Here is a 13550-nt window from a genome sequence, read left to right as displayed (position 1 = left end):
TTTGCGTTTCACTGAAACCTGTTGTTTTCTCACGCGGGATGCACCCCTTCGCCCCCTCTCGCAAACGACTCTCCCGCGGTAAAATCACATTCAATTTGTTTTATGATTTTACTTTTAATTTATTCTTTAATTAGTTGTTGCATTAATAATAGTCTCCTACAACGCTTTTGTCAATCGTTTTCCAGAAAAGATTTTTTTGGTTAGTTCTTCAGAATCGCATTTCATTTTTTGTGCACTTCGTAGGAATCTCATTAAAAAAAGAAGCCGCATTCCCGTGCGGCTTCTTTTCGTTATCCCTGTGTATTATTTGCCATGGAGAGCGAACTGTCCTCCTTGATTTCTCCGCACTTAAATGCGCGAAGCAGTGCCTTTAAATCGGCAATCGTCTGCTGCAGCTCCGCACCGATGTCGGTTTCACGAATGCGGATGCGCGCTTCCGACCGGTCAAACGCCATCGAGGTCGAAAGAATATCCTTATTTTCCCGAATGGCATTACGCCTGCCCGGAAACGGCTCATGCGCCGTAATGTGGATGCCCCACGAGTCATACACCAACGTGTAACCCGCGATACCCGTCGTCGGCTGATAGGCGCGGCAAAAGCCGCCGTCGATAACAATCAGCCGTCCATCCGCCTTGATTGGGCTTTCTCCATCCTTCGTCTTGACAGGAACATGACCGTTGACAATATGGCAATGGTCTCCTTCGAGACCAAACTCACGTAGGATGCGGACACAGACCTCGCTATCGTTATAGTACGCATAATACGGATTTTTCGGCTCGACCCAGGTACTCTGATCCTCAATCAGCCGACGCTCAAAGGTCGCGATATGATCCCGCCCGAAAAGGGGCGAGTGACGCCCGCACCATAGAAACCACAGAAAATCCTTGCCGAACTGTCGCTCAGGCGTGCCCTTCTGTGCATAATACCCTTGCCGCGCGGCGCTCTCGCACCAATCGAGCAGGGCTTTGCCGCAAAGCGTCTGTCCGTCAAAGGCGAAGCGTAGGAAGGCACCATCCTCCTGCATCGGAACACAGCCGTGATACAGCAGATTGCCGTTAAAACACTTGTACAGTCCACCCTTGGAGTAAAGAAAACGAATGTGCCTCTGTAGCTTCTCGCTGCGCAGAAACGCTTTTTCCAGCTGCACCATCAGTTCGCCCTCTTCGGATGACAGCGCGTATGGATCAGCGGGGTCAATGGTGGGAAAATCGCGATCCCGCAGCGGGTGCACCCCGCTTTCAAGCCGCACCGTGCCGGCTTCAAAGTCAATTTTATGAAGCAGCCGCCGATCATCCATCCCAAAGGACGGATTGCGCCCAATCGTCTGTCCCTCCAGTTTAAATTGAATGATTTCAATCGCTTTATGCATCCGCGCAGCGCGCGTGATATCGACAGCGGACTCCTTGCTGTCCGCTGTTGGTTTCGGCACAAAGCAGGAGACGTCGGAATCACGATAGACCTCATCCGCGAACAACGCAAGCGGACGCAAACTGATGCCATAGCCGGTTTCAATCATCTCCAGATTGTGATAGGTGATAGAATTGCTCAGCACAGTCGCGATGCAGGTACGGCTGCCCGTTGCCGCGCCCATCCACAGCACATCGTGATTGCCCCACTGAATATCGACCGAATGATGCTCCATCAGCAAATCCATGATGATATCCGCACGCGGTCCACGGTCAAAAATATCGCCGACAATATGCAGGTGATCGACGACAAGGTGTTTAATCAGATTGCACATTGAAATAATGAAATCTTCCGCGCAGTCCGTCTCAATGATGGTCGCAATCACGCTGCTGAAGTACTCCCGCTTGTTGAGAATGTCATTGTTCTTGTTTAGCAGCTCGTTGATGATATCCCCATTCCAGAGCGGCAGCGCTTTGCGCACCTTGGCACGGGTGTATTTGGACGCGGACAGCCGGCAGATTTCAACCAACCGGCTCAGTGTAATCCGATACCACTCAGCGCGATCAGGTGCGACCGAAACGAGTTCCTCAAGCTTTTCCTCCGGATAATAAATGAGCGTGGCCAGCTGTGCCCGTTCATCGGCGGGCAGACTGTCCTGCAGCACCAAATCAACCTTTTCGCGCACTGCGCCAGACGCATTGTTTAAAATGTGTACAAACGCATCCGCCTCGCCGTGCAGATCACTCATAAAGTGCTCCGTACCCTTCGGCAGATTCAAAATTGCCTCCAAATGAATGATTTCACTGCTTGCCGCGCGCACATTCGGGTATTGCTGCGCAAGCAGGCGCAGATATTTCTGCTGATTCATCGAATTTTGTTTCATATGGTATTCCCCCTCGCCTGATGCCGCTTCGTCAGGCCTTTCGTTTGACCAGCATCACGCCGCAAGACAATTCCTCGAGCGCAAGGTTTAAAAGCCCACCTACGTACTCGTCGTGAATATTATCGCGCAGGATAATCTGTGGCATATGCTGCGGCGCAATGAGCCGCAAACAGCGGGCGCGGATGGCATCCACCGTTGTTTTATCAAAGTACCCACCTGTCAGCGCAATAATCTCGGGGTTCAGAATAGGTACGATGGATCCAATAATATGCGCCATTGCATCCACGGAAGCGTCCACCGGGTCAGGTTCCTGTGAACGGACGACCGGCAGGAACGACACCTCACCCGCAAAGCCCGAAAAGCCACGCAGAATGCGGCCGCCTGACACAAAACCCGCACCAAAGTTAATCGAAATATTGACCAGAGTGCGCTGTTCCTCGCTCATCTCCACACCAGGGTCCTTGCCCAACTTGCCTTCTATTCCGGTTTGTGCGTCAACTGGAGAATAGATGAACGCAATTGTAGTGTCGCGCCCCCGGCAGTTATTCTGATAGAAGCCATACGCCGCAGCGTTCATGTCGTTTTCCACCAGAACCTTGATCTTTTGAAATTTCTCCTGCAACATGCTTTTGAGCGGCAGTCCCATCAGGTCTACAAAATTACACAGACCGACCACGCCATTTGTGATATAACCCGGAATGCCGACCGAAACCACACGCAATTTTCCGTGCTTTTCAACCAGACGTTCGATTGTCTGCTCCAGCACCTCGTATGTGACCTGATCAATCTCCCGTGTATATTCCTCCAGCACTTCGCCCCGCAGGTTACTTACCATTGCTGAAACCGTGACCTTTCCAAGGTCGGTCGCCACATAAACACAGGCAATCAGAGAAAAATTACCGTTATATGCATAGCTCTTTGCCGGGCGGCCGTAACCGCCCGAGGTAATGGCATCCTCGAGCACCTCTCCGCTCTCGCAAAGCTCGTTTAGAATCTTTCCGCAGGTCGCCACACTGATTTCGGTCGCCTCCGCAATCTGCGCTTTAGTGGCCGTACCCAGCTCTTTGAGTGCCGACTTGATTAATTCTACGTTGATTTCTTTTACCTTTGTAATATCATTGCGCATTGTCAGCATGCTTTTTCACCCTATTTCATGGATCTTTTGTTCCGAACATACGGCTTCCCGCATGCAGTTCTATAAGCATCATAGCATTTTCAACCACCCGGTGTCAATAGTTGCACTATTTTCTTATATTATTTTTGATAATGTATATCAAAATTATTTTAATTTATTTTTTTGATATTGACATCGCGCGTCGTTGTGCTATATTTTAGTCGAATAAATCAAATGAAGGAGCGCGATCATGAAACATATTCTATGCTATGGAGATTCCAACACCTGGGGATATGATGCAGACACCGATGCACGTTTTCCCTTTGAACAGCGCTGGACCGGCCGACTGTCCGCACTGCTGCCCGCGGACTACCGCATCATTGAAGAAGGACTTTGCGGCCGCACCACCTCGTATGAACTTCCCCTCGAACCCGACCGCAACGGCTATGCTGCCTATCCTGCCGCGCTGTCCAGTGCCGATCCGATTGATTTGGTTGTACTGATGCTGGGCACCAACGACCGCCGCGCACAGCTCATCGTATCGCCCGAGGAAAGCGCGCTTGCCCTTGAGCGGTACATTCTGTTTACCCGTACACCGCAGCACTGGCTCGGACATCAAACTCCGCAAATTCTGCTGGTCTCCCCGCCGGAAATTGCGCCGGGTGTGGTACATACCAATGCCGGCTTTTACTATAACCAGACCTCGGTTGAGCATTCCAAGCGGCTGAAATCCGTGTACGTCAAGCTTGCCAATCAATATCAGTGTGCATTTCTGGATGCCGCCGCATACTGCGCGCCGGGCGAGGATCAGATTCATTTTTCCGCTGACGGACACACACGGCTTGCCGATGCCATGGCGCGAAAAATTCGTGAAATCCTTATCTAATTCAGATGTCCGCTGTCGCAATTATGCCTCGGTGTCACGTACACCAGCAAAGCAATAGAGACACGGCGCTGAAAATACGGCGCCGTGTCTCTATCTTTGAAATCATAGGATAACACTCAATCTATCACACGCTGGTTTATTTTCGCTTTTCTATTCGGCCTTTTCCAATATACTGTCAATCTTTTCGCGTATTCTTTGACGCATCGTTTTATGCCCGTCCTGCTCCCAGATATCAAACGGATCTCGATTCATAAACTGCGGCATCCATAGTTCCTCATGAAAATGGTCAAACGTATGATCCGTATCAAGAAAGTTGCCGCCTGCGCGGACTTCTGCAATCACGTCAAGCGCAATGGAATCTTCATCCACGCTGACACCCTGCCGCAAAATACGGCGCGCGTAACTGATGAACTCATCCGCCATGACACACATTTCCAATGAGCTGAACATACCCGATTCCAGATAACCGGCGTCATATACAATATCCGCACCTACGTACATCGGCATGAATGCTGACATCATCACTTCGGCTGCAGCCTGCTGATCCACGGCCTTACCTTGCGTGCAGCAGCCGTTGGTCCATGCCGGGATATGTAAGGATCGTGTAATCTGAACAAACGACGCGTTTGCAAGAATATATCCCGGCGTGCCCACACTGAATGTGCCTCGCCGTATATCCAATGTTCCAATGCAAGCGCCCAGCAAAATGGCAGAATTAAAGCAAAACGACATTTGATGCTCGGAGCACCAAAAAATCTTTTTCAGTATTTCTTCCGGAAACACGAAAGGCGTACAGGGTTCCAGAAGCGTAATTAAAAATGGCCTTTCAGCGAGCTTTTCCATCGAGCCGATCTGACGTGCTGCAATTTTATAAACCTCACGCATGTTATCCAAGTTGTGCGCAACGAATGCAATCGGCTTATCCGTAAACTCCATCAGCACCTGAAAGGAAACCGGAGTCGCCTGATCTTCCGGGACATCGTTTGGAGTGCCGAATGGACAGACGAAATCAATGTTAGGCAGTTGGCTGACGACGCGTGCTGCATCCCTCGTATCTTGCAAGCCGCTTTTTGTTGGTGCGATAATTTAAAATTTCCACAGCAACATCCGCAGTTCCATAGCAAGTATGACCCGTGCCGATATCCATCCGCGAATTGCCGTGCTTATCATAAATCGTCCAGCCGGAAGGAGTGCCTTCAATCGCTTTACGGGTGATATCTGCAGGGATTTTGACAAGTTCACCATCAATAGCGCAGCCAACCCTTAGTTCTCAGGCGGCATTGCAGGTGAAAGAATACCTGGACTGCAATTTGAAAAACGTCGTCTTCATGCAGGATCTGTGCCGCATTGCATTTAAATCCGAGTCGCAAATCACACGCATCTTTAAAAAGCAATTCGGGCTCACGCCGTATGAATACTTAATGGACAAGCGAATCAATGCCGCCAATCTTTATCTGCTGACCTCTGAAATGTCCATACAAAAAATTGCACAGCGTCTGCAATATACCGACGGCCAGCATTTTGCTTCTACGTTTAAAAGCGCATTGGGCAAACCCCAACATAATATTGTGGTTCGGTTCGGTAAGCGTTGACTTTGAAACTGGTTACAGAGTATCCACGCCAGTGACAAAAGTCAACTCCGTCACGAGAGTAATGCCGATTATCGATGGATTCTTAGCATGCTCTGCATACGGCACCTGTTTCAATGAGTCATGCAAACAGGTGTCAGAGTAAATGTTTAAAATCTGGAATATTTTATTAAAATACTGTCATCCTTCCTGCGAAGTGTTGACAAATCCACTGTGTAGACATATGCTTTGAACAACGATATAAGACACCAAAACATGCTGTTTTCTAACATTTTTATGGTATAATTCAATCTTCTCAAAGGCAGCCCTTGCGATTTTGTATTTATAAAAGCAAAGAGTTCCTGCACGTCTGCTAGGACCTGTTGTCAGATAGACGATTCGTCCTGTAAAAGCATTTCGCATCGTGAAATGGCAGGGCAGCAGGCGGCGACCATGCTGATGGAAAAGCTGCCCGATGGCGGCAGATTGATGGCATGATCGGTTCTACCTGCCAGGTCAACCGCACCGCCGGTTTCCGCGGTGTGCTGCAAAGCCATCCGGCATATGAGATTTTGAAAGAGCAGACAGCTCAATGCCCCACCGTGGAAGCGATAAATGTGATAGAGTCTTACTTATCTAAATATCCCGAAAGCGATGCTGTTTTCGGTCAATTTGATTTGACGACGCTGGCGGCAATCCAAGCAACCCACAACGTCGGCCGCGATGACGACATCATGTTCTTTTCGGTCGACGGCACATAGGGCGCCCTAGACGTTATTGCGTCCGGCGGCTGTTTTGTCGGCACGTCCATGCAGGATTTTCGACCAACACGCAGATTCAAATCATGGCTGCGCTCGCGTATTTGAACGGCGACGGTGACAAAGTTGCCAAGGAGACGGTTACGCCTAATATCTGCATCGAAGCGGACAATGCATCCAACTTTACCGCCGCTGGGGTTGATTGCATGCTTGTAGTAGTGTTTCGGATTTAAATGCGACGCGGAACGTCAACACTTTTCCATCCGGTTTTTATAAGGACTGCACTGGCTACAAGTAGCCCAAGGCACCGTGTATGCGCAGGTGGCTGAGCCAATGCACATCGTCTGACAACTCCATTCATGCCATACCCGCCAATGAATAAAAAAGACCGCCTATTCTTGCGAATAAGCAGTCTTATATGGTACGCCCGACAGAATTCGAATCTGCGACCTTTGGAGTCGGAGTCCAACGCTCTATCCAGCTGAGCTACGGGCGCGGGTATGCTATGTATTATAGCAGACCCTGCCCGGTTTGTAAAGCTATTCTACCTCTGTCTTTGGTTTCTTAGGCTTTTTCTTATACCGATCCTCTTCACTGAAGATGCAGCCGCAGTATTTCTGCATATAAAGCCCCAATTCGCGAGCCTGATCCTGTCCTTCTCGAAAGCGCGTTGAAAAGTCGCGGTGCAGGTATTGTATCCCAAATTTCTCCGCGGCCTGTTCTGCCACCGTGCGCATCAGTTCTTGATTCTGATAAGGACTGACAAACAGCGTTGAAGTAAACTGGTCAAAGCCATGCTCGGCAGCATATCGCGCCGTTTCTTCAAACCGAATCGCATAGCAAAACGCGCATCGCTTATCAAAATCCGGATATACGCCCTCAATAAAGCGGCGCAGACCATATTCATTTTCGATTTCCAGCTTTAGATCAATACTCTTGGCGTACTCAACCAAAGTGTTTTTCCGCATCTTATATTCAGTGAACGGATGGATATTCGGATTATACCAAAATCCCACCGGCTCAATGCCTTCCTGCCGCAGTGTATCGATACATACAATCGAACACGGCGCACAGCAAATATGCAGCAGTGTTTTCATCCTATCACTCTCCCGTACTCATTGTAGCACAGTCGACTCTTCTTGCAAAGTGCGCATATTTCCAGTATACTGTGTGTATCGACAACTGAGGAGGATCAACCATGAAGGACATCGCATATTACAATGGCGAAATCGGCCGGATTGATGAAATAAAGGCCCCAATTACCGACCGCGGTTTTTACTTTGGTGACGGTGTGTATGACGCCGCCTGCGTGCGCAACAAAAAGCCGTTTGCACTCGACGATCACCTTGACCGGTTTTATAACAGCCTGCGCCTGCTGCGAATCGAATCCCCCATGCCTCGCGCACAACTGGATGCCCTGCTGCGTGACCTGTGCACACGCTTGGACACCAACGGTGACTACATCTGCTACTGGCAGGCGACGCGCGGTGCGGCGCACCGTAAGCATTCCTTTCCGCAGGATACAGCACCACGTCTGATGGCCTTTATTGAGCCAACCACCGTAGATGATGTTAGGCAGCACATGAAGCTGATTACCGTGGAAGACACCCGCTTTTTCCACTGCAACATCAAAACGCTCAACCTGATTCCCAATATTCTCGCTACACAGGCGGCGCGGGAGGCCGGCTGCGACGAAGTCGTGTTCCACCGTGGTGATAATGTTACCGAATGCGCGCACTCCAACATAGCAATGTTTAAGGACGGCGTGTTCTGCACTCCTCCGCTGAATCAGCTGATTCTGCCCGGCATTACCCGCAAGCATTGCCTTGCACTCTGTGCGTCGCTTGGCATTCCCACAAATGAAGACCCTATCAGCCTGGAGCAGCTATTTGCGGCAGACGAGGTGCTTGTCCTTTCCTCCGGCTGTCTCGGCGCCCCCGTCAGCCATATTGACGGCAAGCCGGTCGGCGGTAAAGAACCCGTCTTAATGCAGGCACTGCAAAATGCCTATCAGCAGAAATTTGATGCAGAAACTGCCCGATAATTGCAAATTCTCGGCATACTATCTGATATAGAAAAGCGAGGAAATCAAACATGTCATCTTTAGTCATCATCGGCGGCGGCCCTGCCGGACTTTCCGCCGCAATATATGCCGCCCGCGCCAATATCAAGACCTTTGTTCTGTACAAGGACGGCGGCGCACTGCAGAAAACCGATAAAATCGAAAACTACTTTGGCTTTCCCGAGCCCGTCACCGGCGCTTACCTGCTGGAGCAGGGTCGCGCGCAAGCCGCCCGGTTGGGTGTGACACTGGTCGAAACCGAGGTGACCGGCATCGAATACGCGGACGAGGGCTTTACCGTCAAAACGATTGACGGCAGCTATCCCGCTAAGGCAATCGTGCTTGCAACCGGCGCGCCCCGCGCAGTGCCCAAGATTGCGGGCATCGCAGATTTTGAGGGGCATGGCGTCAGCTACTGCGCTGTTTGCGATGCATTTTTCTACCGCGGCAAATCGGTTGCCGTGCTGGGACAGGGCGAATATGCAATTGAAGAGGCGCGCACGTTGCTTCCGGTTGCGGCCTCCGTCACGCTGCTGACCAACGGTCAGCAGCCGCCCGAAGGCCTACCCGCCAACCTGTTGGTTGATACCAGACCTGTTGCAGCCGCCGCAGGGGACGACAAAATCGGCCGAATTGAGTTCACCGAGGGAGATTCTCTGGCGATCGACGGTCTGTTCATTGCCTACGGCACCGCGGGCAGCGCGGATTTTGCCCGCAAACTGGGTGCAATGACCGAAGGCAGCCGCATTCAGACGGATGCCGCTATGGCCACCGGCGTTCCCGGTCTGTTTGCCGCAGGCGATTGCACCGGCGGTATGCTGCAGATTGCCAAGGCCGTGCATGACGGTGCGGCAGCAGCGATGACGGCGGTCAAACACATGCGCACTTAATTACCGTTTTCTCCGTTTTACAGGCAGACGGAATGCCCTTATTTCAGTGCGTTCCGCCTGTTTTTTGTACCCCATTTTGCGCAAGGAGCACTTTATGTCACAACCCAAATGGAAGTCCCAATTCTTTACCATCATGGCCGGACAGACAGTATCGCTGGTTGGCTCATCTGCTGTGCAGTTCGCACTGATTTGGTGGCTTGCAAGTGAAACCGGTTCTCCCCTGATGATGGCGCTCTCCGGTCTGGTTGCGTTTCTGCCGCAGGCTATTTTAGGCCCCTTTGCCGGTGTGTGGATTGACCGCATGAAACGCAAAACAGTCGTTCTGATCTCGGATATGTTTCAGGGTCTGGTTGCCGTCGCCTTTGCTGCCGCTTTTCTGGTGCATACGCCGCCCTATTGGACAGCCTGCCTTGTGCTCGGCGTGCGCGCGATTGGCTCTGTCTTTCAAGCGCCGGCGATGCAGGCACTGATTCCTCAGCTTGTGCCGACCGATGAATTGGTGCGCGTCGGCGCATGGCAGCAGTTTTTGCAGTCCGGTGCATTTATGCTCGGGCCCGTATTAGGCGCAATCATGTATGGCGTGCTGCCGCTGCCCGTTATTCTGCTGAGCGATTTGCTTGGAGCGATTGCCGCAAACCTGACGCTCGGGTTTGTCCGCATCAACGAGACGCCGCATACGCACACGGAAAAGCACCACTTCATTCAAGAGTTTCGCGATGGTTGGAAGGCACTCACCACCGACCGTTCACTCTGTGTGCTGCTGCTTTCTGTCGCAGGCTGCATGGTATTTTTCATGCCGCTGTCCTCCTATTACCCGCTGATGTCCAGCGACTATTTCGGCTTGTCCGCACTTTATGGCAGCGTCGTGGAATTCACCTTCGCCGCCGGCATGATGCTGGTTTCATTTATCGTCAGCCTGTTTGGGCAAATCCATCGCAAACTGCTGATGGCGCATCTGGGATTGCTCGGCATCGGTGTGACCACACTGCTCTCCGGCCTTGTGCCCCCAACACTCACCGGCTTCTGGATTTTTGCAGTCTGCTGTGGGCTGATGGGTGCTAGCAGCAACTTCTATTCCATTCCGATGGTTGCGTATATGCAGGAGAGCATTCCGCCGCACGCACAGGGACGCGTATTCTCGCTGATTGGCAGCATGTTATCACTAACCATGCCGATTGGCCTGTTGGTTTCCGGCCCATTTGCCGAGGGCTATGGCGTAGACTTTTGGTTCATCGTATCCGGTGTGGCCATTACGATTCTCCCCCTGCTCAGCCTGTTTGTTATTCGCAGGCTGCACCAATAACACATCATCAAAAGCAGCCGACAAAGATTTGTCGGCTGCTTTTTGATGTGTTTACGAGAATCTACTCACCATGCATCTTGACAAAGCGCTCAAAAGCGCTTATCATATTAGTAAATTAGTAATTTAGTAATTCTGCTTTGAAAGGAGTAATTAAAATGGATAAGAAAAACCGCCGTGAGGCGGTCGCCGCCTATAAGGCAACGCCGCTTCAAGGCGGTATCTATCAAATTCGCAATACGCAAACCGGACGTATCCTGCTTGGTCGAACAACCGAATTGCAAGGCAGTAAAAACCGGTTTCAATTCGCCCAACTTACCGACAGCTGTGTCGACTATGCTCTTCAAGCCGACTGGCGGCAGTACGGCAAACAAATCTTTGTATGGGAAGTGCTTGAAACACTCGAGCAGAAGGAAACGCAGACCCCTGCTGAGTTTCGTGCCGATATTGAAACGCTGTATGAGCTGTGGCAGCAAAAGCTAGGCAGTGCCCCACAATACTAATACCCATATCAAACAACGCTGCTGATGCTGCGCAGCATGATACTGCCGGCGGCAGACTCCTCCCAAGACAGCTTGAGGCTTGCAATCCCGCTTAGGTTGATACTGCTAAATTGGCTCAGGTCAATACGCAGCGTAACCAGTGGGGTATATGTGGAATACTCCTGCATGGGTTTTCCGTCCCATCCCATTTGTTCCACAAGCTCTCCCTGCTGCCAACGCAGTGCAGCAGCGCTGCTATCCACCGCATAGGAGGCTATATTTCCATCCGCATCGGTAAAGGACAGTCTCATAGACTGACCGTTTATATTTTTCAAATCCGTACTGTCAACCGCCATATCGATATCCAGAAAGCGGGAGTTCCCAATCCCCCCTGCAAGAGGAATCGTAACATTTGAACCCGTTTCCGTCCACACGATATGCTGCAGCGCATAGTGATCAAAGGCCAGACCGGGCATTTTAAAGGTTTTCACCGTGTGCTCTGCCGGCAGGCTGCTGGCAATCTCCTGTGTGGCAGTCACCGCGCCTGCGGTGACAAGAGAAGCGCTATTTCCTACAGTATAAAGCCTTTTCTCCGTACCGGAATGAACCCGCAGTAAAACATCGCAGCCGTAGGCTTCGCTCTCCAACTCCGAGGCCGATGCAAACACAGGTTTTCCTGTCGTGGTCACACTTTTCACAAAGTCAGCAAGGTAGCCTGTAAGGAAGCTGCGCTGCTGCTCCGCAGGCATAAGCTTTGCAATGTCTGCATCATTGTGATTCAAGTCAGGCTGTGTCAGCTGTGTGTTGAAATATGCGTGGTTTGCATCTTTGAGGTAAATCAATTCTGCATCGCCGGTATACTGTTCATCGGCGAGGAGCTCCTCATAAATATCGCTGCCATCGAGTGAAATGACATCGCCATCCATCTGCGGAATGATAATGCCGATCGGAACATTCGGGAAATCAGTTTCCCGCACTTTATAGGTGGCAGGCGCTACGGAGACGATGCCCGCCAGCTGTGCGTCCGACGGCAGGCTTTTCGCGCACTCCAGCACATCCAACCCGCCGCGGGAGTGTCCCATCAAAACAACCTTGGTAAAGTCACCGACCCCGGATAAATCATAGCCAAACTGTTCTTTATCGCCGTCCACCGCCTTTTTCAGCCGTTCAAGCTGCTGCGCAACGACCTGTCGGGTGCGCTCGTTGCCATTGGGCTCTCCATCCTCAAAGGAATAGTTGATGGCCACATTCATACTAATAACCAGATTTCCTTGTTCGCTCAAGGACTGCGCAAGATAGTTAAATCCAGTATCATACCGATCCTCAGAGGCCTTCTCAATGGGATGTGCGCCGTGAATCAGAACAACCACCGGGCAGTTTTTTTCCTCCGGTATGCCCAGCACGCCTTGCATTTGATAGGGCACCTCTCTTCCGGTGGAGTCAGTCAGCGTACTCTCTCCCAAATCGTAGTTCAGCAGCCGACCGTCCAGTGTCGGCTGTTTTTGCGTGCCGCAGCCGGTCATCACAATCAGCAGAAGACCGGTCAAAAGCATAGATACCTTTTTCATTTAATCACCCCATAACTGGAGAAAAGTTTACAGCAGCCATTCCATAGCTTTCATTTACCGTAATCTGCACCTTATCCTTCGTCCATTTGAGATACTTCGCCTCCACGGCATCCTTTTCCTCCACTACTTCCGGTGTTCCAAAAGCGTTGGTCAGGATTCCTTTTACTTCTTCAGCAGTTTTGTCGGTAAACGAGGCCGAGATGTAATCGACGGAAAGCGTATCCGAATAAATAGTCTCTAGGGTGACTGCATTTCCGTCCAACGTCGTTGCATAGGTACGCCCCAGCAGCATAGATCCGTCCTCTGTCTTATTTTCTGTTCCGCCGTTATAGAGGTCTTTGACTTCGTCGTCCGACTTTCCGAGCATATCGGCCACCTGCATCAGCGCATCTCCCTGCCCGTTTTGTGTGCTCTGTCCGTCTGATACCGAGGAGTCCGGCTGATTTGCCGGCGGTGTCTGCGATTCTGTATTCGCCTTGCCACAGCCGGATAAGAGCAGCGAAAACAGTGCGAGTGCGGAAGTAAAGCGTACCATATTTCTTTTGATTTGCATTTTGTAGTCCTCATTTTTCATAGTTTTACCGACAGATTCTGTCGTGACACCTGTTAGACGGCGGTCAGCAGCAAAACG

14 protein-coding genes and 1 tRNA gene are annotated in these 13550 nt (G+C 51.0%); 8 read left to right on the top strand and 7 right to left on the bottom strand.

Annotated features, from left to right (window positions below):
• Window positions 1–290: 290 nt before the first annotated feature.
• Window positions 291–2291 carry a fructose-1,6-bisphosphatase gene (locus QOX26_RS10820; protein ID WP_283674991.1) on the bottom strand — a complete coding sequence of 667 codons (2001 nt, stop codon included), beginning with the start codon at window positions 2289–2291 and terminating at the stop codon, window positions 291–293.
• A 31-nt stretch (window positions 2292–2322) separates the two neighbouring features.
• Window positions 2323–3426 carry an ROK family transcriptional regulator gene (locus QOX26_RS10815; RefSeq protein WP_283674990.1) on the bottom strand — a complete coding sequence of 368 codons (1104 nt, stop codon included), beginning with the start codon at window positions 3424–3426 and terminating at the stop codon, window positions 2323–2325.
• A gap of 229 nt (window positions 3427–3655) precedes the next feature.
• Between QOX26_RS10815 and QOX26_RS10810 the strand changes: the two genes are divergently transcribed.
• Window positions 3656–4291, top strand: a complete 636-nt coding sequence (locus tag QOX26_RS10810) for an SGNH/GDSL hydrolase family protein (RefSeq protein WP_283674989.1) — start codon at window positions 3656–3658, stop codon at window positions 4289–4291.
• A gap of 150 nt (window positions 4292–4441) precedes the next feature.
• Here QOX26_RS10810 and QOX26_RS10805 read toward each other — a convergent pair whose 3' ends face one another.
• Window positions 4442–5353: a trimethylamine methyltransferase family protein gene (locus QOX26_RS10805; RefSeq protein ID WP_283674988.1), complete on the bottom strand. Its 912-nt coding sequence runs from the start codon at window positions 5351–5353 to the stop codon at window positions 4442–4444.
• A gap of 224 nt (window positions 5354–5577) precedes the next feature.
• Here QOX26_RS10805 and QOX26_RS10800 point away from each other — a divergent pair, with 224 nt between their 5' ends.
• The 3 genes from QOX26_RS10800 (at window position 5578) to QOX26_RS10790 (ending at window position 6850) form a co-directional block, all read left to right on the top strand.
• The gene (locus QOX26_RS10800; RefSeq protein WP_283674987.1) at window positions 5578–5883 is read left to right on the top strand and encodes a helix-turn-helix transcriptional regulator; all 306 of its coding nucleotides are present in this window, start codon (window positions 5578–5580) and stop codon (window positions 5881–5883) included.
• Between the two features lie 470 nt (window positions 5884–6353).
• Window positions 6354–6620: a substrate-binding domain-containing protein gene (locus QOX26_RS10795; protein ID WP_283674986.1), complete on the top strand. Its 267-nt coding sequence runs from the start codon at window positions 6354–6356 to the stop codon at window positions 6618–6620.
• An 83-nt stretch (window positions 6621–6703) separates the two neighbouring features.
• Window positions 6704–6850, top strand: coding sequence for a hypothetical protein (locus QOX26_RS10790; protein ID WP_283674985.1), 147 nt, complete (start codon window positions 6704–6706; stop codon window positions 6848–6850).
• Window positions 6851–7036: 186 nt separating this feature from the next.
• Here QOX26_RS10790 and QOX26_RS10785 read toward each other — a convergent pair.
• Window positions 7037–7113, bottom strand: a tRNA-Arg gene (locus QOX26_RS10785).
• A gap of 43 nt (window positions 7114–7156) precedes the next feature.
• Entirely contained in the window at window positions 7157–7714 is a 558-nt protein-coding gene (locus tag QOX26_RS10780; protein ID WP_283674984.1) for an epoxyqueuosine reductase QueH, read from the bottom strand.
• A 101-nt stretch (window positions 7715–7815) separates the two neighbouring features.
• Here QOX26_RS10780 and QOX26_RS10775 point away from each other — a divergent pair, with 101 nt between their 5' ends.
• The 4 genes from QOX26_RS10775 (at window position 7816) to QOX26_RS10760 (ending at window position 11372) form a co-directional block, all read left to right on the top strand.
• Window positions 7816–8661: an aminotransferase class IV gene (locus QOX26_RS10775; RefSeq protein WP_283674983.1), complete on the top strand. Its 846-nt coding sequence runs from the start codon at window positions 7816–7818 to the stop codon at window positions 8659–8661.
• 50 nt (window positions 8662–8711) lie between these two features.
• Window positions 8712–9569, top strand: a complete 858-nt coding sequence (locus QOX26_RS10770) for an NAD(P)/FAD-dependent oxidoreductase (protein WP_283674982.1) — start codon at window positions 8712–8714, stop codon at window positions 9567–9569.
• A 94-nt stretch (window positions 9570–9663) separates the two neighbouring features.
• Complete coding sequence (locus QOX26_RS10765; RefSeq protein ID WP_283674981.1) at window positions 9664–10872, top strand: MFS transporter; 1209 nt, start codon at window positions 9664–9666, stop codon at window positions 10870–10872.
• A gap of 155 nt (window positions 10873–11027) precedes the next feature.
• A complete protein-coding gene (locus QOX26_RS10760) occupies window positions 11028–11372 on the top strand; it encodes a GIY-YIG nuclease family protein (protein ID WP_283674980.1) in 345 nt (114 codons plus the stop codon).
• Window positions 11373–11380: 8 nt separating this feature from the next.
• Here QOX26_RS10760 and QOX26_RS10755 read toward each other — a convergent pair whose 3' ends face one another.
• Both QOX26_RS10755 and QOX26_RS10750 read right to left on the bottom strand, forming a co-directional pair.
• Window positions 11381–12919 carry an esterase/lipase family protein gene (locus tag QOX26_RS10755; protein WP_283674979.1) on the bottom strand — a complete coding sequence of 513 codons (1539 nt, stop codon included), beginning with the start codon at window positions 12917–12919 and terminating at the stop codon, window positions 11381–11383.
• A 4-nt stretch (window positions 12920–12923) separates the two neighbouring features.
• A complete protein-coding gene (locus QOX26_RS10750) occupies window positions 12924–13472 on the bottom strand; it encodes a hypothetical protein (protein ID WP_283674978.1) in 549 nt (182 codons plus the stop codon).
• Window positions 13473–13550 lie beyond the last annotated feature (78 nt).

This window comes from Butyricicoccus sp. Marseille-Q5471 (genome assembly GCF_951230135.1).
GTDB lineage: Bacteria > Bacillota > Clostridia > Oscillospirales > Butyricicoccaceae > Agathobaculum.
Note: the sequence above shows the minus strand (reverse complement) of the source record. Positions and strands in the feature narration are given on the sequence as shown.